This is a genomic window from Prochlorococcus marinus CUG1435, from assembly GCA_017644375.1.
GTDB lineage: Bacteria > Cyanobacteriota > Cyanobacteriia > PCC-6307 > Cyanobiaceae > Prochlorococcus_A > Prochlorococcus_A marinus_AH.
Genome location: JAEPLP010000001.1, coordinates 1,095,947 through 1,122,411 on the forward strand (window position 1 = coordinate 1,095,947; position 26,465 = coordinate 1,122,411).

Here is a 26,465-nt window from a genome sequence, read left to right on the forward strand (position 1 = left end):
AAGATAAATTTAATTTCCATTTAAATCTTTGGCTGAAACTCATTGGAATAAACTGGGTGCTTACCTTAAAGAAACACAAATATTAGGTTCAATCCAAAATACACTTTATTGGGATCAGAATACTGGAATGCCAAAGAAAGGTGCTTCTTGGAGGTCTGAACAACTCACTTATATTGCAAAAGTATTGCATGAAAGAAATTCTTCCGAGGAATTTTCTAATTTAATACAATCTGCTAAAAATGAACTAGCAGATATTGAACGAAATTCCGATAATCAACTTTTCATAAAAGATAAAGAAAGAAATATTAGTCTTTTATTGAAGGAATTTAATAGAGAAAGAAATTTAGATCCTAAATTAGTTGAGTCTCTAGCAAAGGCAAAATCTAAAGGGTATGAAAGCTGGCAAGAAGCTAAGGAAAAATCAGATTTTAAAATTTTTCTTCCTTTCTTTGAAGAATTAGTTAAATTGCGGATTGAAGAGGCAAAACAAACATCAGATCAATATTCACCATGGGAAACTTTAGCCCAACCCTTTGAGCCTGAATTAACTTTAAAGTGGCTGAATAAAATGTTTCAGCCTTTGAAAGACACTCTCCCAGAGTTGATTAGAGGGATTAATAAATCTAAGAAATATCACTGGGATTTGAGTCCAGAATCTCAACATAATTTATGTTCTCAATTACTTGATGAGTTTGGGAGAGATAAAGATCTAGTTGTTGTTGGTAAATCTCCCCATCCTTTTTCGATTACGTTAGGGCCTAATGATTTCAGGATTACGACAAGAATTGTTGAAGGTGAACCATTATCAAGCTTTCTAGCAACTGCTCATGAGTGGGGGCATTCTATTTATGAGCAGGGTTTGCCATCTCAAAGTCATCAATGGTTTGCTTGGCCTTTAGGTCAAGCAACCTCTATGGGTATTCATGAAAGTCAATCTTTATTTTGGGAAAATAGAATAGTTAAATCCAAATCTTTTTCAAAAAGATTTTTTAACAAATTTGTTTCGGCTGGATGTTCTCTTAATAATTATTTAGAACTATGGAAATCGATTAATCATTTGGAAGCAGGATTAAATAGGGTTGAAGCGGATGAATTGACTTATGGCTTACACATATTAATAAGAACCGAACTTGAAATAGATTTAATTGAAAGAGGGTTACCTGCTGAAGATATTCCAAAAGAATGGAATAAAAGATATGATGAACTCCTAGGAATTAAACCCTCTAATGATTCAGAAGGTTGTCTTCAAGATGTTCATTGGAGTGAAGGGGCTTTTGGATATTTCCCCTCATATTTGTTAGGACATGTTATAAGTGCGCAAATATCTTCTCAAATGGAAAGAGACATAGGTTTGATTGACAACTTAATTGAAAATGGTGAATATCAAAAGATCATCTTTTGGTTAAAAAATAATATACATAAATATGGTAGATCAGTTAATTGTATGGAGTTGGTAAGAGCTGTAACTAATGAAGAACTATCGCCAAACTATTTTATTAATCATTTAAGGTCTAAAATAAATGATTTTTGCTGAAACATTACTTTTAAAGAATTTGGTTAGGTGTGAGGATGTAAGATAAACAAAAATAATTTCTTGATGGCAAATCTAAATCAGCCCCCAAGCAGGGTTACTCCAAATTTATTGCACATACTAAATGCTTTCACTGATAGCTCAAATACAATAATAAACACTATTGTTGAATTGAACTCCAATACCATAAATAAATATGAATTAATTACAGAAACGGGCCATCTTAAACTTGATAGGGTAGGTTATTCATCACTTGCTTATCCTTTTGCTTATGGATGTATTCCAAGGACATGGGATGAAGATGGAGATCCGCTTGATGTAGAAATTGTTGGTGTAACTGAGCCATTGATACCCGGATCTATTGTGGAAGCAAGGATTATTGGGTTGATGAAATTTGATGATGGTGGAGAGGTCGATGATAAGGTAATAGCGGTTCTCGCAGATGATAAAAGAATGGATCATATCTCAAGTTATGAAGAACTTGGAGATCATTGGTTAAAAGAAACAATGTATTATTGGGAGCACTACAAAGATCTAAAAAAACCAGGAACATGTACTGTCAATGGTTTTTTTGGGATAGAAGAAGCTGTTAAAGTGATTAATGATTGTGAAGAGAGATACAAAAAAGAAATTGATCCTAAGTTAGTAAATTAACTAATTTTATTTTTCTCTAAATTTTTCAAATATTTCGCTTAGTATTTTTTCGGCACCTTGCTGCTTTAATTTTTTAGCTAGTTCTTTGCCTACTTCTTCGGGATCATTAATATTGCCAATATATTGATCTTTAATAAGCCTTTCTCCATCAAGAGATGCAACCATACCAGTAAGGCAAAGTTGTTCATTCTGAATTTTACTATTCACACCTATTGGTACTTGGCATCCACCTTCAAGCTCTCTTAAAAAAGCCCTTTCTGCTAGACATCTTTGACTGGTGGGTTTATCTTCTAAGGTATTTATAATTTCTAAAACTTTTTTATCATCAGATTTGCATTCAATGCCTAGTGCTCCTTGGCCAACGGCATGAAGGGAAACTTCACTTGGGATAATCTGGTGAATTCTTGATTCAAAGCCTAATCTCTTTAAACCAGCGGCTGCAAGAATTATACAATCAAATTCTCCTGCATCTAATTTTTCAATTCTTGTAATAACATTTCCCCTGATATCTTTGAAAACAAGATGAGGGTACTTATTTCTTAATTGTGCAAGTCTTCTTAGGGAGCTTGTTCCAACAATCGAACCTTCAGGTAAGTTTTCTAATTTATAACAGTCATTTTTTTTGTTTACTACTAAAGCATCTGCAGGATCCTCCCTTTTTGTAATGCATCCTAATTTAAGGCCATTAGGCAAATTGGTTGGTAGATCTTTTAAAGAATGTACTGCTATATCTGCATGGCCTACGAGCATTTGTGCTTCAAGTTCTTTTGTAAATAAGCCTTTGTCGCCTATTTTTGCTAAGGCTACATCAAGGATTTTGTCACCTTGAGTTGCCATAGCTTCTATGGATACCTCTAAATTGGGAATATTCCTTTCTAGTTGATCTTTAACCCATAAAGTTTGAACCATTGCTAGCTTACTTCTTCTACTAGCTATTTTTAGCTTAAAATTAGTCATTAAATATTATTTTGAGTTTGAATTAAAAATTAAGTCGAATTTATTTTAAGCTATTATTTTGCCAGTTTTTAAAGCTAATTATTATACTTAACTTTTTTTATTTTATATATTCTTTTAAAACCCCATTTCGATTTGGATGTCTAAGTTTTCTTAGGGCTTTTGCCTCTATTTGTCTAATTCTTTCTCTCGTCACATCAAAAATCTGGCCAATTTCTTCAAGAGTTTTCATTCTTCCATCATCAATTCCATATCTCAATCTGAGAACATCTCTTTCTCTTGGACTAAGAGTGGCTAATACTCCTTCCAAATCTTCTCTTAGTAAAGTTTTAGAAACATCTTGCTCTGGATTTTCTATATCAGCCTCTATAAAGTCTCCTAGTCTTGAGTCTTCTTCTTTCCCTATTGGAGTTTCTAAAGAAATAGGAAGTTGCGCACTTTTAGCTATAAATCTTAATTTTTCGATTGTCATTTCCATACTTTCAGCGATTTCTTCTTCAGTAGGTTTCCTCCCAAATTCTTGGCTAAGAACTTTTGTGGTTTTTTTAATTCTGGATATTGTCTCGTATAAGTGAACTGGCAATCTAATAGTTCTACTTTGATCCGCAATTGCTCTTGTAATGGCTTGGCGAATCCACCAAGTTGCATAAGTGGAGAACTTATAACCTTTTTCATGGTCGAATTTTTCAGCTGCCCTAATTAGACCCAAACTTCCTTCTTGGATTAAATCTTGAAATGATAAACCTCTGTTCATATATTTTTTAGCAATGGAAACAACTAATCTTAAATTTGATTGAACCATTTTTTCTTTAGCTCTCCGCCCTAAGAGAAGTCTTCTTCTAAATTTGGGAAGAGGCATATCTATTAACTCGGCCCATTCTCTTACAGATGGGAAATGTCCTTTTTCTGACTCATATTGAGTTGCTAGCTCTTCTAATTGGAGTAAGTCAGCAATTTTTCTTGCAAGCTCAATTTCTTCATCTGGTCTTAAAAGTCTAATTCTTCCAATTTCTTGGAGATAAACTCTTATTGAATCTTCAGTGTAGATACCTTTTGGCCCAAGTTTTATATTCCCGAGACCTTTATCTTCTTCAGAATCACTAAATTCATTATTGTTATTTTCAATATTGCTTTCGTTTAACTCAGCAGATGTCTGTAAAGTTTGATTATTTTTATTACTATCTTCTTCAACTACTGTTTCTAAATTTGTATTCATTTTTTTATTGATCTTTTTTTTTGAACTAGGCTTGGAATTCTTTGATTCTGCTGCGACTGGACACATAATTGACTCCTTTCTACGGTGAATTTAACTAGATAAAATTTTATTTAGGGCTAATTTGAACATTTAGTAGTAAAGTCCCCTCAATGTTTAAAAAACTTTTCAAAAAATGAGAATAAGAAAAGTTTTTTAAATTGTTGAAAAATTTAAATAGTGCTATAGATTACCTAAAGTAAAAAGTCTTGGGATTTCTCAGACAGGCAGATCATTTTTGAATTTTCATTAAATGATCAGAGCTTCATGTCTCCCTTAAGAACAGGATACTTACAATGTGCAAAAAACACTTTGTGGAATGTTCAACAATCCAATACTAAGAAAAAGTTTTGAAGCCGGCAAGTAATCAGTTATTAAATATCTCCTATAAATTGGAAATTTTGCTTGATATAGGTAGTAGTAATGAAAGCTTTTACTATTTAGATGGTAATAATCTTGGAGCAGAAGTTGGAGATATTGTAAGTGTGAGACTAAGGGGGAGATTATTGAATGGGTTGGTGATCTCCAAAAAAGACTTTTCGAGAATCAATAATGATGAATCAAATATTGCTGGAGGAAAAAGCATAAGATATTTGTTTGTTGAAAGTATTTTGCAGAAAAAAATAATTGATGAATCTTGGAGAGAATTGATAGACTCACTAGCCTCTTTTTATATGGTTAGTAATTTAAAAATGTTTAAAACTGCTTTTCCTCCTGGCTGGATTGGTAAATATAAAAATTTCTCTAAAGGTTTAAAAGATCAAATATGGATTGAAACAAAAAAAGAATTTGATATTGAGAAAAATGGATTAACCAAAAAAGAATTTTTTTTAATGGATACTTTATCTAAAAAAGGTAATTGGCAAAGTGAATTAATAAAGTCTGGTTTTAATTACACTCTAATTAACTCAATGGTCAGTAAAAATTATCTTCTTAAATCTAAAAGAAAAAAAAATATAAATAGTAAATTAAATTCCTTTTTTAAAGATCATATCGCAACGAAAAAACCAAATCTTACAAATGAGCAAAAAATTGCATTTCAAGAATATCAAATAATGAAACCAGGAGATGCATTACTTCTTTGGGGCGAAACAGGTTCAGGTAAAACAGAAGTGTATATGAGAATTGCTGAAGATCAATTTCTTAAGAAAAAAAGTTGTTTGATATTAGCCCCAGAAATCGGATTAATTCCACAACTTATTGATAGGTTTAGTAGGCGATTTAATAATATTGTTTACGAATATCATAGTAATTGTTCTCCCGATCATAGAACTTTAGTTTGGAAGAAAATTATTAATGCTAATGAACCTTTAATAGTAATAGGTACAAGGTCGGCAGTTTTTCTTCCAATCAAAAATATGGGAGTAATAATAATGGATGAAGAACATGATGTTTCTTATAAGCAAGATAGTCCCATGCCTTGCTATGACGCAAGAGAGATTGCTATTGAAATAGTAAAAAGGAATTCTGCAAAGTTAATTTTTGGGAGTGCAACCCCATCAATGAAGACTTGGAAAAAGTGTATTTTTGAAAGGAATTTTAAATTGGTAAGAATGATTCAAAGGATATCCAGTAATGAGACTCCTGAAATAAAAATTATTGATATGCGGGATGAGTTCAAGAATGGAAATATGAAAATTTTTTCCAATGAATTATTACAATTGCTTCCTCAACTATGCTTAAAAAAAGAGCAAGCAATAATTTTGATCCCTAGGAGGGGGCATAGTGGATTTTTAAGTTGTAGAAATTGCGGATATTTAATAAATTGCCCAAACTGTGACGTCCCTTTATCAGTTCATCTCGGAGCACAAGGAAAAAAATGGTTAAGGTGTCATTGGTGTGATCATAAATCAAGATTGATCAATCGTTGCCCAGATTGTCATTCAACTGCTTTCAAACCTTTTGGAATTGGTACGCAAAGGGTAATAGAGTTTTTAAATGAAGAATTTCCTGACTTAAGAGTACTTCGCTTTGATAGAGATACAACTTCAGGAAAGGATGGTCATAGAGATATTCTTTCAAAGTTTTCTAAAGGTGATGCTGATATTCTTGTCGGTACTCAGATGTTGGCAAAAGGTATTGACATCCCCAATATTACTCTTTCAGTAGTTATTGCAGCGGATGGGTTGCTTCATCGCCCAGATATTTCAGCAGAAGAAAAATCATTACAATTATTTTTGCAAGTAGCAGGAAGGGCCGGAAGGGCACAAAAAAAAGGGAAAGTAATTTTTCAAACATATAAACCTAACCACCCGGTGATTTCGTATCTTCAAAAAAGAGATTATGAAAGATTCTTAATTGAAAACTCCAGATTGAGAAAGGATGCTAATTTATTTCCATTTTGCACAATTTGCCTACTTAAATTATCAGGTGAAAATTATGAATTAACTGAGTCAATTGCAATAAAATTAGCAAAATATCTACTCAGTTTTTGTGAGAAAAAGAATTGGAAATTAATTGGTCCTGCCCCTAGTTTAATAGCTAAAGTCGGTAAAAAATTTAGATGGCAGATATTAATACATGGTCCTGAAGGAACAAAGATACCTTTACCTGATAGATCAATATTATGGAAACTTATTCCAAAAAATGTTTTTTTAACAATAGATGTTAATCCAGCAGAGTTGTAATTACTTTGATGGAAGTTGAGGTAAATCTGAACCTAATTTAAATCTATAGAATCTTAATAAATAAGCCAATATTATAATTATTAAAATAATAGATATCCCAATCAAGAGTTTGTTAGAGCTCCAGAAAGAAAATTCAAGACTATTTATCTGCCCTTGAGTTAAATCCCAAATTATTAGATTTTTTATGATTTCTAAATTTGAATTATTGTTGTCGGTAAGGATAGCTTTATTAGGGTGAATAATTTTGAAAATGAGTTCTAAATTATCAATGCCTTTAATAGAATTTAGATCCAAATCTAATCTGTAAAAGTATTTTTTAAAAAAAATGAAGTTTTTTTGAGTAGTATTAATTTCTATATTTGTTGATTCTCCCGCTAACTCTCCAGCTGTATTTTGGGTAATTTTAAGAACTTGCTTTGTATCCTCTAAATTGAGATTTTTATGTTTCAAAGAAAAGGTTGATTCGTCTTGTTCAATTTCTGCGTCAGGAAAAATATCTTTCATCTTCTCTTCAAATTTTAATTGCCAAGGAAATTTCTTTATGTATTTACTCTCTATCACTAAATTATTAGTTATTGAATCAAGTTCACTAAGATCAAGGGTATCCTCAATTTTTACGCAGCCACTTAAAAGTGGAATTAATAATAATAGTATTAAAAAAATGATCAGTGAAAAGCCTTTCTGAAAGGGTTTTGTTTCACCAGTTGGTGTGTCAGTTACATTAATAAATTTTTTTTTCTTCAATACTTCTCTTTTTTTGCGCAGTGAGTTAAGAGATTTTTTATTTAGTGATGGGTCGCTTTCAAACTGTACGTTCCAATTTTCTGGCTTTTTAATGTCAGGAGAGTCTATAACTTCCATCAAATATTTTGCATTTTCTCTCGTCTTATTATCGTAAGATTTTAGAAGTTCTTTACAAAACCTTTTAGCCTCATCCCTTTTATTGATACCACATAGAGCAGTAATTAAGATTGTTCTTAAATTTACTCCCTCTTTGCTTGATAAAGGAAATGATTCGATTATGGACAAAAGAAATTCAATGCAATAGTGATATTCACCTTTAGCTAAAGCAAGTTCTACTTTTTCTAAAACTTGCTCATAAGTTTTCATGGGTTAGGCGACTATCATTGTACCTATTCCTGAATTTGTAAAAATCTCAAGAAGTAATGAATGTTCTATCCGTCCATCAATTATGTGAGCTGCTTTGACTCCTTGGGCTAAAGCTCTTATACAGCATTCTGTCTTTGGAATCATACCTTCAGTCACAATTTTTTTATCAATAAAATCTCTTGCCTCTTTGAGATTAGTTTTTTCAACAAGACTATTTTTGTTATCTTTTTCTTTTAAAATACCTTGAGTATCAGTAAGAAGAATAAGTTTTTCTGCATTTATTGCAGCAGCAATTTCTCCAGCAACAAAATCTGCATTAATGTTATGGGAAATACCCTCCAAGGTTGATCCAATGCTAGAAATAATTGGGATGTATCCTTTAGAAATAAGAGGATCTAATATTTCAGGATTGATTTTTGTAACCTCTCCCACTAACCCATGGCTACCATCTCCTAGTTCTCTAGATTGAATTAAGTTGCCATCAAGACCTGATATTCCCACAGCTAAGGATCCAGTTTTATTAATCCCTTTTACAATTTGTTTGTTAACTCTACCCATTAGAACCATCTCGACAATTTCCATTGTTTTTTGGTCAGTAATTCTTAATCCATTTTCGAATTTTGGAGATATTTCTAATTTCTTTAGCCAATTATTAATCTCTGGTCCACCTCCATGAATTACTATCGGACAAACCCCAACTGTTGATAAAAGTGCAATGTCTCTAAAAAAAGCATTTTTTAAATTATCATTCTCCATAACAGAACCACCATACTTGATAACAATTTTTCTACCTGAGAAACTTTGTATATATGGAAGTGCTTCGCTTAATATTGATACTCTTTGAGAATCATTCATTATTAAAATTCATTAAAACTTGATTGAATTGAGAAATTAGGTTTTTACAAATATATCCCTATATTCAATAAAAGAGAATAAAATCAAATTCTTTTTTATTATCGTCGATAATAAATTCTGATTCAAGACCTTTGACGAAAAACCTATTTAATCTTTCTTGTTTTTCAATCCATTTGTCTAGAGGGACAGCGTTTAACTCGAAACGCATTCTGAGACCATTTTTTTCTTCCTTTGTAATTTCTTCTATTTCTTTTAATTGAGGGGGGTTATCCTCGTCCCACAAATTTAAAGATTCTAATGACGATTCAAGATGAGCTTTTATCCCATACCTCCATCTTGTAACATCTTTAACTAATGCTGTTAGTTCTTTTGGTCTATTAAATTTATTTGTCGCAAAATTTGTCTTGTCAAATAACTTTACAGGAGGTATTTCGGAAGTCTTTAAGCCTAAGCCAATTAGGAAAATAGGTACTCCATAAAAAAAAGTAGGTACACTTAAATTCACTGAGTCTGTAAAATAAGCAGTCATTCCAACAAAAGCTAATATACCCCCAGCGGTTACGATTAAGTTTCCAGGTGATAAGTATTTCTTCATTTGGATTTAGTAGAATGAGTTTTAAATGGGCTAACAAGTATTATGCAAGATCCTAATACTGCAAATCAAGGAGATTTAATTTTTAAACTTGATCAAGACAGAGCATGGCTACTAGAAAATCTTGATAAGGGTAAATGGCCAGAAATCAGAAGCGAACTTGCCTCGCTTGAAAGAAAAATAAGCAAATTAATTATAAGTGTTCAAGAAAATAATGTTGATATTTGATTTAAAAAGGTATTTCGTCTACTTCAGGTACTAAAGGTGAACTATCCCAACTAGATTTCTTGGCGGTTTCTTTATTTTCAAATGACTCATTATTTTCTTTTTGATCAGACTTAATAACATCAACTGGCGATATTTTATGAATTTTTGAAGCTGTTAGTTCTGGTTGTTTTTCTTTCGTTCCGTCTTTTCTAGTGACAGAATTCATCTTTAGACGTCCCTCAATAACAATATTTTGCCCCTCCTTTAGTTCATCTACCATTTCTTGGGCAATATTTCCCCATCCTATGATCTTGAGATCTCTGGTTGGATCTTCACTACGTAATCCTTTAAAATTAACAATCATTTCTGCAATTGGAGTTTGGTTTTCTTTGGTAAACCTCATTTGGGGAGCGCTATTAATGACCGCCTGAATTAAACAATGATTCATTACTTACTATTTAATTAAAGACATACTGATGCAGAATCAAGGAAATTGCTATAAAAATGTTTGGATCCTATCAGGAACTTCGGATGGACCTGTAATAGCTAATAAGCTTCTTAAACTTAATTATTCAGTCTTTGCAAGTGTTTTAACTTATAAAGCAGGGCAAGCTTATATTGAAAATCCAAAGTTACATATCATTACGGGGAAATTAAATAATAAAGATCAAATAATTAATTTCATAAATAAAAATAAAATCACATGCGTTGTCGATGCTACTCATCCGTTTGCCGTAATAATTTCTAAAAATCTTAATAATGCATGTAAAGAAATTAATACCCCTATTTTACTATTTGAGAGGAAATCTCTAATAAATAACACTAATAATTTTTTTTATATTGATAATTTAAAGGATATAAATAATGTTGATATAGAAAATAAGAATATTCTTCTTGCAATAGGATCAAGATTCCTTAACGATACAGCTAGTTATTATATGAATTGTAAAGCAAATGTATTTGCAAGGGTCCTTCCAACTTATGAAAGTATAACTAAAGCTTTTGGATCATGTATTAAAAATTCAAACATAGCGATACTTGAACCGAGTAAAAATAATGAAAAAATTTTAGAAAAAAAACTTTGTGATTTTTGGGATATAGATTATGTTCTATGCAGAGAATCTGGAAGTTATTCTCAGAAAAACTGGGAGAGTATAGTTTCTGGAAGTAAGATGAAGTTATTTTTGGTTAAAAGGCCGAAAGTTAAAAATGATTATTCATACTCTTTTGATCAATATCACAATTTGATAAATCACATAATTAAAAAATATTGATGTTTAATTCATTATGGAAGTATTAGTTATGATCACAACTGAATCAAGTAACGCAAATGCTTTGCGAATGGCTAAATTACTAATACAAAATAAACTTGCAGCTTGTGTTTCGATAAAGCAAATTTTTTCAATTTATAAGTGGGGTGATGATATTGAAGAAACTAAAGAGTTTGAAATCACAATAAAAAGTAAACTAGAATTTAAAGATTGTTTAATTGATTTCGTGAATAAAAATTCCACATATGATGTCCCTCAGATTATTTACAAAAAATACCATGCTGAGATGAAATATTATGATTGGTTGAATAAGACTATTTGATTAATCTATTTTATTAATCTATTTTATTAACTCTTTAAGATCTATATCCGATCTGGATCCTAATTGCGTAATTATATGCCCAGCACAAATTGAACCTAACTCTCCGCATTGTTTGAGGGAATAATTATTTATTAATCCATGGATAAATCCTCCCGCATAGATATCTCCAGCTCCTGTAGTATCAATGACTTTTCCTTTATTGATTGACATAATTACTTCAATGTCATTTTTGTTAATTATGAGAGAACCATTGCTACCAAGAGTCACCACGACTAATTCACATAGTGAAGAGAGGTCTCCTTGGCAGTTTGCTAATTTATCCTTTTTGAATAAACTTAAAACCTCCGATTCGTTACAAAAAACAATATCTACATATTCATCAATTAATTGCAAGAAACTCTCTCGATGCCTATCTACACAAAATGAATCAGACAATGAAAGGATTATCTTCGTATTAGATTGTTTTGCAATTTGAGCGGCTTTAAGAAAAGCATTTTTAGCTAATTCGCTGTCCCATAAATAACCCTCTAAATATAAGTATTTACTTTCTTTAAGCACACTAAAATCAATGTCTTTTTGTTCAAATTCTATAGATGCTCCTAGGTAAGTGCACATAGTTCTTTGAGCATCAGGTGTAATCAAAATAATTGAATGAGCTGTTGAGGCGCCTTCATTAGTGGGTGGAGTATTAAAAATAGTTTTACTTTTTTTTATGTCAGAAGAAAAGAAATCCCCAAATTGATCATTCTTAACCCTTCCAATAAACTGCACATCATTACCTAATTCTGCTAAACATACAATCGTATTTGCTGATGACCCCCCTGATACTTGTTTGATCACTTTGCAATTTTCTAACAATTTCTGAGATTCATAAGAATTAATAAGATTCATTGATCCTTTCTCTAAATTATTTATCTCAAGAAACTCATCTTCAATATTTACAATAATATCTACTATTGCATTGCCCAGACCAATGAGATCAACCTTTTTATTATGTTCAGAATGTCTAAAGGATTCCTTCATTAATTTGGAAGTAAATTACCTTAGAAGTGCTCTTTTAGGCCCATGAATTGGGTCTTCAATTACTATAGTTTGATCTCTATTTGCCCCCAATGAGACAATGGCAATTGGAACCTCCATTAATTCAGCTAAAAATCTGAGATAATTCATAGCATTCTCTGGGAGATCAGATAGTTTTCTGCAATCTGCAGTTGAGCATTGCCAACCTTTTAATTTTTTGAAGATCGGCTTACATTTTTTTAAGTCATCTGAATTTGTTGGAAAATAGTCTATTTCCTCACCATCTAAGTCATATGCAATGCAAACTTGAATCTCATCTAATTCATCTAATACATCTAGTTTTGTAACTGCTAAACAATCAAGTCCATTTACAGATACGGCATATTTACCAATAACTCCATCAAACCAACCACATCTCCTTCTCCTCCCAGTAGTGGTTCCAAATTCACTGCCTCTATCGCAAAGTTGATCATTAATACTTCCCTGTAATTCCGTTGGAAATGGACCCTCACCAACTCTTGTCGTGTAAGCTTTGGCAACTCCGATTACTCTATCAATTAAAGTGGGACCAACTCCAGCTCCAATACATGCCCCTCCAGATATAGGATTTGATGATGTGACAAAAGGATATGTCCCATGATCTAAGTCAAGTAGAGTACCTTGAGCACCTTCAAATAGAATATTCTTCTTATTTTTTGAGGCTGCATGAATAGTTCTTGTACAGTCAACAACATGCTTTGATAATCTTTCTCCATAGTCGAGATATTCTTCAACAATTTCTTCTAATTTAAGTGGTTTAATTCCATAGATTCTTTCTAGTAGACCATTTTTTTCTCTCAATGGAATTTCGATTACATCATTCAGCCTTTCCTTAGTTAGCAAATCTCTTACTCTAATTCCATTTCTTTGGGATTTATCAGCATATGTTGGTCCAATCCCCCGACCTGTAGTCCCTATCTTATTTGAACCCCTATCAGCTTCCATTGCTTCATCTAATATTCGGTGGTAAGGCATAGTTACATGTGATGTAGATGAAATTTTTAATCCTGAGATATCAATTCCATTTTCAATCAACATATCAATTTCTTTTAGTAGGATTTTTGGATCTACAACTGTTCCTGATCCAATTAAGCAAGTAGTATTTTTATAAAGTATCCCTGAAGGTATTAAATGTAATTTTAAGACTTTATCATCTACAACTATAGTATGCCCTGCATTTACTCCCCCTTGGTAACGTACGACAACGTCAGCCGAACGACTAAGTAAATCGGTTATTTTACCTTTTCCTTCGTCACCCCATTGGGCTCCGATTACAACAACATTAGCCAATTTTAGAAGAGCATTATTTTTGTGAGAATATTTAATATATTCAAAAATCTTGGTTTACTTTTAAAAAGTAAATGAATTGTATCAACTTTCTCTGAGAACCATTTTTTCAGCAAGAGAAAATTCTTTTGTTAAACGCTCCTTAAGCTTATCTGGTAAAGGTCTACTTGCAAAGTTTTTGTAATGGCCTGCCATTGCATTTAGTGCTGTTTGCATGGTGGTAAACGATTGAGTTTTGTTAACCATACCTCTGTTTCTATATCTAGAAATATAGTCAGTTATGAGTGTAAGAGCTTCACTTCTTACTTCATCTTTATTTGGAGAATCTTTTGGAGTATCAACAGCTATTTGTAGTGTTTTAACAACTGAAATTGTATCTTTTGCGTAATCACCTGTCATTGAGGTTTTAACAGCTATAGAAGGGGAACTAAACAGTGTAAAAATAAGAACCAAAGAAAGTGCAAAACATATAGCTTTAGTAAGATTTTTAAAAATTAATTCTGATGTCCATTTCAATAACATAACTAAGCTCCAAAAAATTTAGCCTTAAGATTTTTTATTGTACATTATTTCTGATTCGGAAATAAATAATTCCAACAATTTATCAGTACTAATTGTTAATTTAGTATTTTTTGTTCTGCATATAAGTTCTACTTCTTTGTTAATAGAATCTCGACCAATAATTATCTGAAAAGGAATTCCAATTAATTCTGCATCTTTAAATTTCACGCCTGCCCTATCTTCCCTATCATCAAGAAGAACGTCAATTTTATTAGTTAAAAAATTTTTATATATTTGCTCAGTAAGTTCTCTTTGAGTCGGATCTTTTAGGTTTGTTGGAATAATAATCACTTCAAAGGGCGAAATCTGGATTGGCCAACAAATTCCCTTTTGATCATGATTCTGTTCAATTGCAGCTTGAGCTATTCTTGTTACTCCAATTCCATAACAACCCATCCACAAATTTTTTAATTGACCATCCTTATCTGAAAATTTAGCATTTAATTTTTCACTATATTTTTGACCTAGTTGGAAAATATGCCCAATTTCTATACCTTTTTTTTCGTTAAGTTCCTCATTATCATCAATTTTTATTTTATCTCCTTTTTTAGCATTCCTGATATCCTCAATTAGGTAGTCTGTTGAAGAAAAAGAAAATTCCTGAAAAACCTTGTGGAAATCAACTTTATTTGCGCCGCTTATAAATTTTGAAAGACTACTTGCAGAATGATCTATTATTCTGGTCCATTTCTTGTCCCAATTAGAACTCTCTTTAATAGTTTGATTGTCTAGGTCTGGACCTATAAAACCTAAAGGAAAATTAACCAGGTTTTTTTCGATGATGTTTTTGTCTTCAATCTTCTTAAGGTTAAGGAGGTTGAAAGTATGAAGTCTATTTATTAAGTTAAAAAGCTTTACTTCATTTATATGTTGATCGCCTCTTATGCATGCAAGAATTGGCACCTCCAATTTATCTTCAAACTTTGCCAGGAATAATACGACCTTAATAATCTGAGTTGGGTCTAAATTGTTATTTGCGCAAACTTCGATGATTGTTTTTTGTTGAGGTGTTTCTATGTACCCTGAAATATTTTCTTTTAACGGAATTGGCTGTGAGGGTATTGAAATAGCTTTTTCTATATTTGCGGCGTAAGAACCGCTTTTGGTAAATAAGATGGAATCTTCACCAACATCTGCAGTAACCATAAATTCTTTGGAGGATGCTCCGCCAATGGCCCCGCTATCCGCTTCAACTCCTACTGTCTCTAGTCCACAAGATTTAAAAATATTTTCATAAGCATCGCCCACCTTTTCATAGAAAGAAGCAAGATCGTTTTCTGAAGAATGAAAAGAATAACCATCTTTCATTATAAATTCTCTACTTCTCATCAATCCAAACCTTGGCCTTATTTCATCTCTAAATTTTGTCTGAATTTGATAAAAACATTGAGGTAATTGCTTATAGGATTTGATGGTCTCTGATGCAATACTCGTGATTACCTCTTCGTGAGTTGGAGCTAACCCAAATTCTTTACCTTGTCTATCTTTGAGATTAAACATTATTCCTTCCCCTGCGGTATATCCTTCCCACCTTTCACTTTTTCTCCATAAATCTGCAGGATGAAGTTGGGGTAATAGTAATTTTGTACAGCCAATGCTATTAAGTTCTCTCTCTATTATTGCGGATATTTTTTCAATTACTCTAAGCATTATTGGCATGTATGCATAAATGCCACTGTTAACTCTGCGAATATACCCAGCTTTTAAAAGTAATTGATGTGAAATAATCTCAGCTTCAGAAGGTGTGTCACGAAGTGTCCCCAGAGGAAATGAGGTTGTCACGCGCATACAAAAAAATCCTTAATAATATTTAATTTTATCAATTAAGATGAAAAAATAATTTAAAGTGTCTTGAGTCCCTCAACGCTGCTAGTCTAAAAATATTGTTTCTGCTAACTTCTTCAGTAATGAAGTTCAGATTCTTTTAAAAGTTCATTACTACTAAAACATTTTCTTAAGTTTATGGAAAATATAGATTCTAATATTTCTAGCGAAGAAGAATTAGTAGGTATCGATGAAGTTCAAAAATTCCTTAACAGATCAAGAGCTTCTGTCTATAGGTATACAAATACAGATTTAAGAAATCTAAACCCTAGCTTTAATCCAAGAAAATTAAATCCCGAATTTAGAACTGATCAAAAAGATCCCTTAAGATTCCATCCTAATGAAGTAGCAAGATTTGCAAAAGATATTTTAAGAATTAAGGAAGTTACTGTAGAGGTTTTTAATACACCTTCCTCCGCTGCTCAGAATATAATGGTGCAAATATTAGACGAACTAAAATCTATTAGGTCTTTGCTTGACAAAGAATAATTAGAAACTCAATTAAGAATGTTTTGATTTATTGACATTAAGAATGTAGTATTAAAGGTGTTCAATTATCTCCTTAACCTTTACCAATTTAAGAGTTCTTGAGTTATACGAAATCAAAGCACTCAATAAAAAGTAAATCAAGCGAAGATTCTTCCCTTGGTGCTGTTCAAAGTGAATTTGAAAGAGATGATGATGACCCCTTAAGTATAAGGAGTATATCTATAACATCTTTAGGTATTATTTTGGCTGTTTTGACAATTTTATTACCTTCAATCAGTATTTTTATTGGTAGATCTTCCTCTCAAGAAAAAGAGGTAATTTTTAATCAGGATTTTAAAAAAGATGGATCTTAGTTCGATACCTCCATCTCCAATGAAGGGAATAGTTAATATAGTTGTTGAAATACCTGCAGGCAGTAGGAATAAATATGAATATTGTTCAGAAGCAGGAATAATGGCACTAGATCGAGTATTGCATTCTTCAGTGAGGTATCCATTTGATTATGGTTTCATACCAAACACTCTTGCTGATGATGGAGCTCCTCTTGATGCGATGGTGATAATGGACGAACCTACTTTTGCCGGCTGCTTAATAAAAGCTAGACCTATTGGAGTTTTAGACATGCATGATTGTGGTGCATATGATGGAAAACTTTTATGTGTGCCAATGGCTAATGCGAGACAGGCCAATATAGTAAGTATTAATCAAATTGCTCCTAATCAGCTTGAGGATGTTGCTGAATTTTTTAGAACAAGTAAAGGACTTGATGGAAGAACAGTTCAAATTGATGGCTGGAGGGATTTTGATGCAGTTGAAAATTTATTAAAAACTTGTACTCCCCTAAAGAAGAAAAACTTTAAAGTACTAAAGAAAGCAACCTTTAGAAAGTAAATTGAAAAAAATAATTTTTTATAGTTATTTAAAATGCTCTACTTGCATAAAAGCTGCAAAGTGGCTTAAAAGCAGAGATTTCGAATTCCAATTAATTGATATTGTAAAAGAACCGCCACTTGTTAATTATTTAAATCTAGCTTTAGAACAATACTCTGATGAGAAGAAAAGGATTTTTAATACAAGAGGTAAAGCTTTTAAAACTCTCAATCTTGATATTTATGGCTTGTCAAGGGAAGAAATTATTCAACTTCTTTTGGGTGATGGCAAATTAATAAAAAGACCATTTTTGATTTACGAGGGGAAAAAAGTAATATTAGGTTTTAACGAAATTGAATATGCCAAACATCTTATATAAGGTTAGAAATCAAAACTTCATTAATTTTATGCATATTTCTATGAAAAGTTTTTTAAAAGAATGGGGCCTACTAATTCTATTAACTTTTTTTGTTTCTTCTTGTAGATCTTTTCTGGCAGAACCACGTTATATCCCTTCTGGTTCAATGCTTCCAGAATTACAAATAAAAGATAGGCTAATTATTGAAAAATTTTCTCTAAGAAACTCTTTACCAAAAAGAGGAGATATTGTTGTTTTTAACTCACCCTACTCCTTTGACGAAAAATTAATTTCATCAAGATCTAAGCCTCTACCAAAAAAAAGATATTGTTTTTTTATGAGTTTTCCTCCAATATCGTTTATTCCTGGTTTGAGGGATCAAGCTTGCGATGCATATATTAAAAGAGTGGTGGCACTTCCAGGAGAAATTGTGAGTATAAACACGAAGGGTGAATTATTAATAAATAATAAATTAATTCCTGAACCTTATGTCTCTTACAAGTGCTCATTATCCCTCTTTAATAAATGTGGTAAATTTGAAAATATAAAAGTTCCTGAAGATCATTTTTTAGTTCTAGGCGATAATAGGTCAAATAGCTGGGATGGTAGATATTGGCCTGGAAGTAAATTTCTTCATAAAAAGGAGATAATTGGTAAAGCATATTTCAGATTTTGGCCTCTTAGTCAAGTTGGCTTTTTCAATAAATAAACCGCTTTTTCTGCATCTGACTTTATCAAAATAAATTTTAAAAAAGGTTTTAATTTAAAGTGCTCCTGAAGCAGTTGAATCAATTATTCCTCCTAGGTGGGTTGTAATGTTTAGAGCGCTAATCACAGGGGGCTTATTGGGATCATTAAAAAGGTCAATTATCGTTATGCCACCATTACCTTGTTTAATCATCCAAATATTTGAATAATTAATGCCAAGGATGTTGCAAATTAGAGTTTTGTTAACTGCATCATGTGCAACTAGAAGGCTTAGATCATTATCCTTTTGAGATGAACAAATTTTGTTAAAAGCTTCTACGGATCTCTCTGATACATCTTTTATAGATTCACCTTCGGGCATTATTACTTCTTCAGGTTTATCATGCCATTTTTTTAGTAAATCAGGCCACTGTTCTTTTATTTCTGTTTCCAGTTTACCCTCCCATAATCCGTGACTAATTTCTACAAGTGAATCTATTCTTTCTATTTTTAAATCTTTGCTATTTTGAAGGATTATTTGTGCAGTCTCATAAGGTCTATGCATTGAACTTGAAAATGCCTTATTGAAAGAAATATTTTTCAAATATTCGAAAGTCTTTCTAGCTTGATCTTTTCCATTTTCATTTAAAGGGATATCAATTTGGCCTTGAAATCTACCTTCTTTGTTCCAGTTAGTCTCACCATGTCTTATTAGAAATATTCTGGAATCTCCAATTTTATTTGGAATATTTTTATTAAGATGGGAAGTTTGATTTAAGCATTCAATTTGAGTCTTAAAAGAGTTATCTTTCCTTGAAATATTGAGTATCGAGAAAGAAGCATTTTCTAATCTTATTTTTCTAAAACCTTGCTTAGGCTTTCCTAATAAAAAGAGTATTAAACATCTGAGAATCGCATTATGTCCAACAACTAAAATATTTACATCATCTTTGTCTAGATAAATTTTAAAAATATCTTCTACAAAATTTGTTGCTTGAACAAATAACTCTTGAATTGGTTTATAAGTTTTATTGTCATTTCTTTTTAAAATAAGGTTTTCTGGATCATTTTTCCAGATAGGGTAAATTTCTGGAAATTTCTTTTTTATTTCATCAATGTTCAGACCAGACCATTCACTAAGATCTACCTCTAGCAAATTATCGTCGAATACAATATTTTGTTCTTTATTGAAGGTCTTTTTAATTGTTTTTGCAGTCTCGGCAGCTCTCACAAGTGGGGAGGAATAGATTTTATCGAATTTTATTTTTGATAATGCTTTTCCTGCTTTTCGAGCTTGTTCGTATCCTTCGTCAGTTAATAATGAATCGTCTGTTCTTCCCTGAATTAATCCTTTTGCATTGAAACTGCTTAGTCCATGCCTAACTAAAACTAATCTTATCGCCATTATATAAATTTGAAAATTAAGATGATTTAATCATCTCATGGCGTGATTAAAATAGATACATAAATATAAGGAAATTAAATGATAACTAACTTTAGTTTTCAAGAATATAATGAGTTATGATCCTTAAAAATATTTCTAATTCAAAACTCACTTTAGCTTTTATTTCTATCGTCATAACTTTTTTTGTATGGCAACAAGGCTTAAGAGATAGTTTAAATAGACCATCTGTCTCATTTGATATTAGTCAAAAAGAGCAAGAAATTGCTGAATTATCTGTCCAATCAATACCTGTAAATCTTAAAAATTTTTTTATTATTGATGATCCTGTTGATCAAATAAATAAATCACTCTCAAATGTTTCATTTGAAGAGTTAACAGAAAGAAATAAATTAATTCGAATAATTACTTCAGAATCAAATGATCCTACAATCTATAAAAATATATCCAAAGATTTTGAAAATAAAAACTTTAAATTTCTCATTGATGAGATAGAAAAAAAATCTAATAATAATTCATATAAAGCAAATTCTGATAAATTTGATTTATTTAAAGATGATAGATTTTTATATCACCTTTTAAGCCGGAAATTTGATTTTGACGATAGTGCATTAATAACAAAATCATTTTCAAGAAAAATGTTTTTAAAAATATTAGCCATAAGACTGATACCACTTTTAACAATACTTATTGGCTCTATTCTGGCATTAAAAATAACATGGACAACCATATCTTTGAAAAAGTTTGGTTGGAAAGAAATTAAATCCTTAGATTTAGAATTAATAGATATGGTTTTATTAATTGCAGGTGGATTTGTTGTTTTAGGAGAAGTAATATCACCTTTGTTTTCTATCAGTTTGGTTGAACTTTTTTCAAAAAATATCTCATATGAATTGTCTCAATCTTTAAAAATTTTCTTTGGATATCTTTTTATGGCTATTCCGCCATTATGGATAGTTTATTATCAAATTAAATCTTTGAATGGTGAATTTATTTTTAAAAAGGATTATTTACAGTTCAATTTCTTGCCAATAAAATATGCAATTTTTCAAGGAATTAAAGGTTGGTTAACAATTGTTCCTTTTGTTTTGTTGATCTCTTTAATTATGAATAGTCTGATCGATAATCAAAACGGTAGTAACCCTTTGCTGGAAATTGTTCTTAATAATAATAATTACTTATCATTTTTTCTATTATTTGTTACGACAACTATGTTAGCGCCTTTATTTGAAGAGATTATATTTCGCGGTATTTTACTACCGACTCTTTCAAGAGATTTTGGAGTAATTTCGGGCATCATAGTTTCAGCTTTTATCTTTGCATTAGCCCATTTAAGTTTGGGAGAAATGCCGCCATTATTTGTTCTAGGGATTGGATTAGCAATTACAAGAATTGCTTCAGGGAGTTTGTTTTCCTCAGTGATTATGCATTCTTTATGGAATGGATTGACTTTCTTAAATTTGTTCTTATTGAGGACATAAAGAATTTAATTTTTTACTTGCGAATTAAACAAAAAGATGTTTATTTAATTAATAACACTTCTTTTATTTAAAAAATAAACCATAGATGAAACCTTATGGGAATCAACTTAACTTAACAAAAAAAGTTTCATATGAAAGTAAAAAAAATTCTGAAAAAATATCCATAATTAATCTCAAATTAATACATCAAGTTTTCGACACTATTAATATCTCTCTTTTGGTATTAATTTTCACCTTTTTTTTCTTGTCTGTTAATAGTCAAAGAAAATGGTCAAATACATATAAAAACTTATCTAAAACAAGAGCTATCAATAATAATATGATTGATTTTATTTCTAAAATTGAGGAATTTTACATTAGTGAACTTGAGTCTATTAATACTTATAGAAAAACTAAACCTAAAGATTTAATCTATCTAGATAAACTTCCAGAAAAAAAAGAAAGTTTATTTAAGAAAAATTTAAGTAGTTTCCTTGAAGGTTTAAGTAATAGCAAATATCAAAGAGGATATTGATGAAAAAATATAAAAAAATTGTTCGTTTAGCATCCCTTGATCAAAGAAGATTTAAATTTCTATATATTTTTAGCTTACTCTTAATATTTTGTTTGTTTGGTAGGTTAGTTAAATTGCAAGTCTTTAACGCCTCTGATTTGCAAAGGAAAGCTAGATTAATTCAGTCTTCTAAAACTAATGCCTTAAAAAAAAGGAGAGCGATTGTTGATAGAAATAATAGACTAATTGCTTATGATAAACCGCTCTATAAATTATGGGCCCATCCAAAATATTTTAATTTTCCTGGTGATTCAATTAACAGAGTTCGCAGTATTGAAGAAGTTACAGAAAAATTGTCACCTATCTTGGATATAAATGGTGAAATACTCTTGAGTAAATTTAATAATAAAATAAGTGGTATCAAGCTTTTGGATAAAATTTCCGAAGAAAAGGCAGAAAAGATTAAAAACCTTCAAATAAGCGGACTTGATTTGTTTAAATATTCGCAGAGATATTATCCACAAGGGGAGATTTACTCTAATCTTGTCGGTTTTGTTAATGATGAGAATATAGCTTCAGCAGGTTTAGAGCTTCATTTAGATAATCAAATTAAAGTTTTTAATAAAAGTAATTTTATAAAAATAGGAGGAGATGGAACACCTTTACCGGATAATTCAGCTCCAGGTGATTTTATTTCTGATTACAAAAAATTAGGCCTGACTATAGATTCAAAATTACAGAAAGCGTCATTCAATTCATTATCAAAGCAAGTAAGCAAATGGAAAGCAAAGAAGGGATTCGCCATAGTTATGGACGTTAATGATGGTCGGATTCTCTCCTTAGTTGCAGTCCCGTCGTACGATCCAAATAAATTTTGGCAGTATGATTCTGAACTTTTTAGGGGTTGGTATTCTCAAGATTTATTTGAGCCTGGATCAACTTTTAAACCTATTAATCTTGCCTTAGCTTTAGAAGAAAAAGTAATCCAGAAAGATGGAGTAGTTGAAGATATTGGAAAAATTAATGTTGGAGGATGGACACTTTCAAATTGGGATAAAAAAGGTAATGGATATATTGACTATCCAAAAGTTTTGCAGGTTTCAAGCAATGTTGGGATGGTAAAAATAATGCAAAATTTAGACCCCACAATTTATTGGGATTGGCTCAAAAATTTAGGTATAAATAAAAATTTAGAGACTGACTTATTTGAATCAACTGCTGGCCAGCTTAAAAGAAAAGATTTATTTGTAAATCAATCAATTGAGCCTGCCGTAACTTCTTTTGGTAAAGGGTTTTCAATCTCGCCACTTAAATTGCTTCAACTTCATGCAGCTCTGGCAAATGGAGGGTTTGAAGTAACTCCTCATGTAACCTCAACCTTCAAGGAAAGATTTAATAAAAATCCAAAAAAACAATTTTTTTCACAAGAGGTTTCTGAAACTGTTCTTGAATGGATGGAGAGCGTAGTTGATAAAGGTAGTGGATCTGGAGTGAAAATCGAGGGTTATAGGATTGCTGGAAAAACAGGCACTTCTCAAAAAGCCTTAAATGGTTCGTACACAAGCAAAAAAGTTTGTAGTTTTATTGCGACCTTACCAGTTAATGATCCAAAATATGCTGTACTTGTAGTCGTTGATGAGCCATCTAAATCATATGCATATGGTTCAACTGTTGCTGTACCAGTTGCGAAAGAAATTATCGAGAGTTTGATTGTAATTGAAAAGATACCTCCCAAAATTAAAGATCATGGAATGATTGTTAAAAAACCATAAAATTTTCCAATTTTATAAATATTTAGTTCATTATCTGATGATTTCATCAGGAATAAAAGCTAGTTTATATGTATACATGATTATCTGGATATGAAATCAATTTTAGAACAATTGTCCTCAATGACTATTGTTGTTGCTGATACTGGAGATTTAGATTCAATAAAAAAGTTTCAACCAAGGGACGCCACCACTAATCCATCGCTGATACTTGCTGCTGCCAAGAATCCTGATTATGTGAAACTAATTGATAAAGCCTTAGAAAGTTCAGAAAATTCATTGCCCAAAGGATTCTCGGAAATTGAATTAATCAAAGAAACTGTTGACCAAGTTTCAGTATTTTTTGGAAAAGAAATATTGAAAATTATTTCAGGGCGGGTATCTACAGAAGTTGATGCAAGACTGAGCTTTGACACCGAAGCTACGGTAGAAAAAGCGAGAAAATTGATCAATCTTTACAAAAATTTTGGAATTGAAAAGGAAAGAATTTTGATTAAGATTGCTGCAACTTGGGAGGGAATTAAGGCAGCTGAAATTTTGGAAAAAGAGGGTATTAAGTGCAACTTAACTTTACTTTTTAACTTCTGCCAAGCGGTAACTTGTGCCAATGCAAAGATAACTCTAATTTCTCCATTCGTTGGCCGTATATTAGATTGGCATAAAGCAAAAACTGGTAAAACTAGTTTTGTTGGTGCTGAAGACCCTGGTGTTATTTCGGTTACACAAATATACAAGTACTTTAAAGAAAAGGGATTTAAGACAGAAGTAATGGGAGCGAGTTTTAGAAATCTTGATGAAATAAAAGAATTAGCAGGTTGCGATCTTTTAACAATCGCACCAAAATTTCTTGAGGAACTGAAAAAAGAAAAAGGAGAGTTAGTTAGAAAATTAGATGTAAGTACCCAAATCAATAATTCTATTGACTACGAATTTGAAGAAAAAGATTTCAGATTAAGTATGTTAGAAGATCAAATGGCAAGTGAAAAGCTTAGTGAAGGTATCACTGGATTCAGTAAGGCTATAGAAGAATTGGAAGAGCTGCTAATAAAGAGATATTCAGAGATTAAAAATCATAAGTTGATTTCTACTAACTAAATTTAATTTTAATTTAAAAAAGAATTAAGTCGCATTTTTTGTTAAAAGTCTTCTGATAACTCTTTTTGCAATATCTTCATAACTCATTTCTCCTGATAATATTTGGGCAATACGTTTAGGTGCTGTTTTTCTTTTGACACCTAATTTATATCCAGTTCTGGGAAATCTATAAAATACTTGGGCTATTCTCCTGCCCCAGGCCATTGATTTCCCCCAAATGTTATTAATTTTTTTCGTATAAAGATTTAAATCATCCACTTTTCCTGAAAGGCACTGATCTATGTATTCTGCAGCATAAAAACTGCTAATTAAAGATGGTCTAATTCCTTCAGCTAAAAATGGATCACATAAAGATGCTGCATCTCCAACCGCTAAAACTTTGTCACCATTAATTGAGTGGAAGCCATTCCATATTCTCAGTTTCTTACTAATTGTTTTATGAGGAAAATCATCAAAACCGAAGCTTCTGATTACTTGTTTATTTATAGCCTGATTTTCTAGAAGACCATTATTTATAAAAGTACCTAAACCAATATTTAAGCTTTCTTTTAGGGGGAATGCCCATGCAAAACCATATTTTATAAATCCAAATTCAAATCTAACTGCATCTTTAGGTATTTCACCTAACCCTTTTAATCTTAATGAGATTGTGTTGGCAAATTTCGGTTTTCTTGGCCCTAAATTGAAAAAACTCGCCCATTTCGATTGTGAACCATCTGCAATTACTAGAAATTCTGCAATATATTTTTTTTTGTTATTGCAAGAAATTTCCCATTTCTCATTTTTTTTTGTGATTTTTTCTATCAATAATGGTTTTATTATTTGAACTCCATTACTCAAGGATTCATCAAGTAATAATTGATCAAGTTTCTCTCTTTTGATAATCCAAAATGGCGATTCACCGGAAAGATCAGCAATTACATTGTCTGAAGCTTTCCATCTGAATTCAACATTCTTAATTTTTGATTCAATGGAATCTGTAATGTCCAGAGGGAGAAATTTTTGCATTGAAGATGCCATCCCCCCAGCACATGGTTTGTAATCTTGGAATTTTTCTTTTTCAATAATTAAAACTGAATATCCTTTTTTTGATAGGTTAAGAGCTGTAGAAGATCCTGATAAACCTCCACCAATTATTACGACGTCAAATCCTTTCAAACTTTTAAAATTTCCGTCTCTTTTTCAGACAATTTAGTTTCTATTAGAGTAATAAATTTATCAGTAATTTTTTGAATTTCAGCTTGATTATCTCTCGATTCGTCGATAGAAATAAGACCATCTTTTTCGTCTTTTTTTTCTTTGTCAACAGCATCTCTTCTAATATTCCTCAAAGCTACTTTTCCTTCTTCTGCATATTTGGAGGCTAATTTACAAAATTCCTTTCTTCTTTCCTCTGTTAAGGGAGGAACATTTATTCTTATTACTTTCCCATCATTATTTGGAGTAATACCTAAATCGCTCATTGAAATAGATTTTTCTATCGCTTGTAAACATGAAATATCGAACGGTTGTATTGAAATCGTTTGCGAATCAACAGTACTTATTGAGGCGAGAGATTTGATTGGAGTTTCTGCACCATAGTACTCAACACTTATCCTGTCTAGAAGTGAGGCATTAGCTCTGCCAGTTCTTATAGTATTAAAGTTTCTTTGAGTGGCTTCAATACTTTTATTCATATTTTCTTGAATTTCTTGTGCTTTCATAATAAAAAAATT

Annotated in this window: 28 protein-coding genes; 15 read left to right on the forward strand and 13 right to left on the reverse strand. The window is 31.4% G+C overall.

Annotation, left to right across the window (positions count from 1 at the left end):
• Positions 1–28 precede the first annotated feature (28 nt).
• Both JJ844_06235 and JJ844_06240 read left to right on the forward strand, forming a co-directional pair.
• Positions 29–1,534 (forward strand): carboxypeptidase M32, encoded by a 1,506-nt coding sequence (locus tag JJ844_06235; GenBank protein ID MBO6975269.1) that lies wholly within the window; start codon positions 29–31, stop codon positions 1,532–1,534.
• A gap of 63 nt (positions 1,535–1,597) precedes the next feature.
• Positions 1,598–2,185: an inorganic diphosphatase gene (locus tag JJ844_06240; GenBank protein MBO6975270.1), complete on the forward strand. Its 588-nt coding sequence runs from the start codon at positions 1,598–1,600 to the stop codon at positions 2,183–2,185.
• A 6-nt stretch (positions 2,186–2,191) separates the two neighbouring features.
• Here JJ844_06240 and hemC read toward each other — a convergent pair whose 3' ends face one another.
• Positions 2,192–3,142 carry a hydroxymethylbilane synthase gene (gene hemC, locus JJ844_06245; protein ID MBO6975271.1) on the reverse strand — a complete coding sequence of 317 codons (951 nt, stop codon included), beginning with the start codon at positions 3,140–3,142 and terminating at the stop codon, positions 2,192–2,194.
• 97 nt (positions 3,143–3,239) lie between these two features.
• Positions 3,240–4,421, reverse strand: coding sequence for an RNA polymerase sigma factor RpoD (gene rpoD / locus JJ844_06250; GenBank protein MBO6975272.1), 1,182 nt, complete (start codon positions 4,419–4,421; stop codon positions 3,240–3,242).
• A 320-nt stretch (positions 4,422–4,741) separates the two neighbouring features.
• On the opposite strand from rpoD, the gene priA reads away from it, so the two are divergent.
• Positions 4,742–7,018 (forward strand): primosomal protein N', encoded by a 2,277-nt coding sequence (gene priA, locus JJ844_06255; GenBank protein ID MBO6975273.1) that lies wholly within the window; start codon positions 4,742–4,744, stop codon positions 7,016–7,018.
• Here priA and JJ844_06260 read toward each other — a convergent pair whose 3' ends face one another.
• From JJ844_06260 to JJ844_06270, 3 genes are all read right to left on the reverse strand, one after another.
• On the reverse strand, positions 7,019–8,128 hold the full coding sequence (locus JJ844_06260) for a DUF3153 domain-containing protein (GenBank protein ID MBO6975274.1): 1,110 nt from the start codon (positions 8,126–8,128) through the stop codon (positions 7,019–7,021). It abuts the gene before it with no gap.
• A 3-nt stretch (positions 8,129–8,131) separates the two neighbouring features.
• A complete protein-coding gene (gene argB, locus JJ844_06265; protein MBO6975275.1) occupies positions 8,132–8,983 on the reverse strand; it encodes an acetylglutamate kinase in 852 nt (283 codons plus the stop codon).
• A gap of 64 nt (positions 8,984–9,047) precedes the next feature.
• Positions 9,048–9,578, reverse strand: coding sequence for a DUF2854 domain-containing protein (locus JJ844_06270; GenBank protein MBO6975276.1), 531 nt, complete (start codon positions 9,576–9,578; stop codon positions 9,048–9,050).
• Between the two features lie 42 nt (positions 9,579–9,620).
• Here JJ844_06270 and JJ844_06275 point away from each other — a divergent pair, with 42 nt between their 5' ends.
• Positions 9,621–9,803: a hypothetical protein gene (locus tag JJ844_06275; protein MBO6975277.1), complete on the forward strand. Its 183-nt coding sequence runs from the start codon at positions 9,621–9,623 to the stop codon at positions 9,801–9,803.
• Between the two features lies 1 nt (position 9,804).
• Here the strand turns inward: JJ844_06275 and JJ844_06280 are convergent, their stop codons facing one another.
• Complete coding sequence (locus tag JJ844_06280; protein ID MBO6975278.1) at positions 9,805–10,230, reverse strand: single-stranded DNA-binding protein; 426 nt, start codon at positions 10,228–10,230, stop codon at positions 9,805–9,807.
• 28 nt (positions 10,231–10,258) lie between these two features.
• Between JJ844_06280 and cobK the strand changes: the two genes are divergently transcribed.
• Together cobK and JJ844_06290 are read left to right on the forward strand one after the other, a co-directional pair.
• Positions 10,259–11,056, forward strand: coding sequence for a precorrin-6A reductase (gene cobK, locus JJ844_06285; GenBank protein ID MBO6975279.1), 798 nt, complete (start codon positions 10,259–10,261; stop codon positions 11,054–11,056).
• A 13-nt stretch (positions 11,057–11,069) separates the two neighbouring features.
• Entirely contained in the window at positions 11,070–11,375 is a 306-nt protein-coding gene (locus JJ844_06290) for a divalent-cation tolerance protein CutA (protein MBO6975280.1), read from the forward strand.
• A gap of 18 nt (positions 11,376–11,393) precedes the next feature.
• Here the strand turns inward: JJ844_06290 and JJ844_06295 are convergent, their stop codons facing one another.
• The 4 genes from JJ844_06295 to JJ844_06310 all read right to left on the reverse strand — a co-directional run bounded on the left by JJ844_06295 (position 11,394) and on the right by JJ844_06310 (position 16,070).
• Entirely contained in the window at positions 11,394–12,398 is a 1,005-nt protein-coding gene (locus JJ844_06295; protein ID MBO6975281.1) for an adenosine kinase, read from the reverse strand.
• A 15-nt stretch (positions 12,399–12,413) separates the two neighbouring features.
• A complete protein-coding gene (locus JJ844_06300; GenBank protein ID MBO6975282.1) occupies positions 12,414–13,724 on the reverse strand; it encodes an adenylosuccinate synthase in 1,311 nt (436 codons plus the stop codon).
• A gap of 81 nt (positions 13,725–13,805) precedes the next feature.
• On the reverse strand, positions 13,806–14,243 hold the full coding sequence (gene psb27, locus JJ844_06305; protein ID MBO6975283.1) for a photosystem II protein Psb27: 438 nt from the start codon (positions 14,241–14,243) through the stop codon (positions 13,806–13,808).
• A gap of 24 nt (positions 14,244–14,267) precedes the next feature.
• On the reverse strand, positions 14,268–16,070 hold the full coding sequence (locus JJ844_06310; GenBank protein MBO6975284.1) for a proline--tRNA ligase: 1,803 nt from the start codon (positions 16,068–16,070) through the stop codon (positions 14,268–14,270).
• A gap of 174 nt (positions 16,071–16,244) precedes the next feature.
• Here JJ844_06310 and JJ844_06315 point away from each other — a divergent pair, with 174 nt between their 5' ends.
• The 5 genes from JJ844_06315 to lepB all read left to right on the forward strand — a co-directional run bounded on the left by JJ844_06315 (position 16,245) and on the right by lepB (position 18,532).
• Positions 16,245–16,595 carry a resolvase gene (locus tag JJ844_06315; GenBank protein MBO6975285.1) on the forward strand — a complete coding sequence of 117 codons (351 nt, stop codon included), beginning with the start codon at positions 16,245–16,247 and terminating at the stop codon, positions 16,593–16,595.
• Between the two features lie 98 nt (positions 16,596–16,693).
• Positions 16,694–16,948: a hypothetical protein gene (locus tag JJ844_06320; GenBank protein ID MBO6975286.1), complete on the forward strand. Its 255-nt coding sequence runs from the start codon at positions 16,694–16,696 to the stop codon at positions 16,946–16,948.
• Complete coding sequence (locus JJ844_06325; protein MBO6975287.1) at positions 16,938–17,486, forward strand: inorganic diphosphatase; 549 nt, start codon at positions 16,938–16,940, stop codon at positions 17,484–17,486. Before JJ844_06320 ends, JJ844_06325 begins: the two co-directional genes overlap by 11 nt.
• A 1-nt stretch (position 17,487) precedes the next feature.
• Positions 17,488–17,844: a Spx/MgsR family RNA polymerase-binding regulatory protein gene (locus tag JJ844_06330; protein MBO6975288.1), complete on the forward strand. Its 357-nt coding sequence runs from the start codon at positions 17,488–17,490 to the stop codon at positions 17,842–17,844.
• Positions 17,845–17,872: 28 nt separating this feature from the next.
• Positions 17,873–18,532 (forward strand): signal peptidase I, encoded by a 660-nt coding sequence (lepB, locus tag JJ844_06335; protein ID MBO6975289.1) that lies wholly within the window; start codon positions 17,873–17,875, stop codon positions 18,530–18,532.
• Between the two features lie 54 nt (positions 18,533–18,586).
• On the opposite strand, the gene JJ844_06340 is transcribed toward lepB, so the two are convergent.
• Entirely contained in the window at positions 18,587–19,915 is a 1,329-nt protein-coding gene (locus tag JJ844_06340; GenBank protein ID MBO6975290.1) for a histidine phosphatase family protein, read from the reverse strand.
• 116 nt (positions 19,916–20,031) lie between these two features.
• Between JJ844_06340 and JJ844_06345 the strand changes: the two genes are divergently transcribed.
• The 4 genes from JJ844_06345 to tal all read left to right on the forward strand — a co-directional run bounded on the left by JJ844_06345 (position 20,032) and on the right by tal (position 24,750).
• Positions 20,032–21,393, forward strand: a complete 1,362-nt coding sequence (locus tag JJ844_06345) for a CPBP family intramembrane metalloprotease (GenBank protein ID MBO6975291.1) — start codon at positions 20,032–20,034, stop codon at positions 21,391–21,393.
• An 85-nt stretch (positions 21,394–21,478) separates the two neighbouring features.
• The gene (locus tag JJ844_06350; protein MBO6975292.1) at positions 21,479–21,907 is read left to right on the forward strand and encodes a hypothetical protein; all 429 of its coding nucleotides are present in this window, start codon (positions 21,479–21,481) and stop codon (positions 21,905–21,907) included.
• Positions 21,907–23,658: a penicillin-binding protein 2 gene (locus tag JJ844_06355; protein MBO6975293.1), complete on the forward strand. Its 1,752-nt coding sequence runs from the start codon at positions 21,907–21,909 to the stop codon at positions 23,656–23,658. Before JJ844_06350 ends, JJ844_06355 begins: the two co-directional genes overlap by 1 nt.
• 90 nt (positions 23,659–23,748) lie before the next feature.
• Positions 23,749–24,750, forward strand: coding sequence for a transaldolase (gene tal, locus JJ844_06360; protein MBO6975294.1), 1,002 nt, complete (start codon positions 23,749–23,751; stop codon positions 24,748–24,750).
• 24 nt (positions 24,751–24,774) lie between these two features.
• On the opposite strand, the gene JJ844_06365 is transcribed toward tal, so the two are convergent.
• Positions 24,775–25,908 carry an NAD(P)/FAD-dependent oxidoreductase gene (locus JJ844_06365; protein ID MBO6975295.1) on the reverse strand — a complete coding sequence of 378 codons (1,134 nt, stop codon included), beginning with the start codon at positions 25,906–25,908 and terminating at the stop codon, positions 24,775–24,777.
• Positions 25,905–26,453: a ribosome recycling factor gene (gene frr, locus JJ844_06370; GenBank protein ID MBO6975296.1), complete on the reverse strand. Its 549-nt coding sequence runs from the start codon at positions 26,451–26,453 to the stop codon at positions 25,905–25,907. Before frr ends, JJ844_06365 begins: the two co-directional genes overlap by 4 nt.
• Positions 26,454–26,465 lie beyond the last annotated feature (12 nt).

Coding starts and splice junctions, on each gene's coding strand:
- JJ844_06240 (MBO6975270.1), top strand. CDS start 1,598: ATGGCAAATCTAAATCAGCCCCCAAGCAGGGTTACTCCAAATTTATTG.
- hemC (MBO6975271.1), bottom strand. CDS start 3,142: ATGACTAATTTTAAGCTAAAAATAGCTAGTAGAAGAAGTAAGCTAGCA.
- rpoD (MBO6975272.1), bottom strand. CDS start 4,421: ATGTGTCCAGTCGCAGCAGAATCAAAGAATTCCAAGCCTAGTTCAAAA.
- JJ844_06260 (MBO6975274.1), bottom strand. CDS start 8,128: ATGAAAACTTATGAGCAAGTTTTAGAAAAAGTAGAACTTGCTTTAGCT.
- argB (MBO6975275.1), bottom strand. CDS start 8,983: ATGAATGATTCTCAAAGAGTATCAATATTAAGCGAAGCACTTCCATAT.
- JJ844_06270 (MBO6975276.1), bottom strand. CDS start 9,578: ATGAAGAAATACTTATCACCTGGAAACTTAATCGTAACCGCTGGGGGT.
- JJ844_06275 (MBO6975277.1), top strand. CDS start 9,621: ATGCAAGATCCTAATACTGCAAATCAAGGAGATTTAATTTTTAAACTT.
- JJ844_06280 (MBO6975278.1), bottom strand. CDS start 10,230: ATGAATCATTGTTTAATTCAGGCGGTCATTAATAGCGCTCCCCAAATG.
- cobK (MBO6975279.1), top strand. CDS start 10,259: ATGCAGAATCAAGGAAATTGCTATAAAAATGTTTGGATCCTATCAGGA.
- JJ844_06290 (MBO6975280.1), top strand. CDS start 11,070: ATGGAAGTATTAGTTATGATCACAACTGAATCAAGTAACGCAAATGCT.
- JJ844_06295 (MBO6975281.1), bottom strand. CDS start 12,398: ATGAAGGAATCCTTTAGACATTCTGAACATAATAAAAAGGTTGATCTC.
- psb27 (MBO6975283.1), bottom strand. CDS start 14,243: ATGTTATTGAAATGGACATCAGAATTAATTTTTAAAAATCTTACTAAA.
- JJ844_06310 (MBO6975284.1), bottom strand. CDS start 16,070: ATGCGCGTGACAACCTCATTTCCTCTGGGGACACTTCGTGACACACCT.
- JJ844_06315 (MBO6975285.1), top strand. CDS start 16,245: ATGGAAAATATAGATTCTAATATTTCTAGCGAAGAAGAATTAGTAGGT.
- JJ844_06325 (MBO6975287.1), top strand. CDS start 16,938: ATGGATCTTAGTTCGATACCTCCATCTCCAATGAAGGGAATAGTTAAT.
- lepB (MBO6975289.1), top strand. CDS start 17,873: ATGCATATTTCTATGAAAAGTTTTTTAAAAGAATGGGGCCTACTAATT.
- JJ844_06340 (MBO6975290.1), bottom strand. CDS start 19,915: ATGGCGATAAGATTAGTTTTAGTTAGGCATGGACTAAGCAGTTTCAAT.
- JJ844_06345 (MBO6975291.1), top strand. CDS start 20,032: ATGATCCTTAAAAATATTTCTAATTCAAAACTCACTTTAGCTTTTATT.
- JJ844_06350 (MBO6975292.1), top strand. CDS start 21,479: ATGAAACCTTATGGGAATCAACTTAACTTAACAAAAAAAGTTTCATAT.
- JJ844_06355 (MBO6975293.1), top strand. CDS start 21,907: ATGAAAAAATATAAAAAAATTGTTCGTTTAGCATCCCTTGATCAAAGA.
- tal (MBO6975294.1), top strand. CDS start 23,749: ATGAAATCAATTTTAGAACAATTGTCCTCAATGACTATTGTTGTTGCT.
- frr (MBO6975296.1), bottom strand. CDS start 26,453: ATGAAAGCACAAGAAATTCAAGAAAATATGAATAAAAGTATTGAAGCC.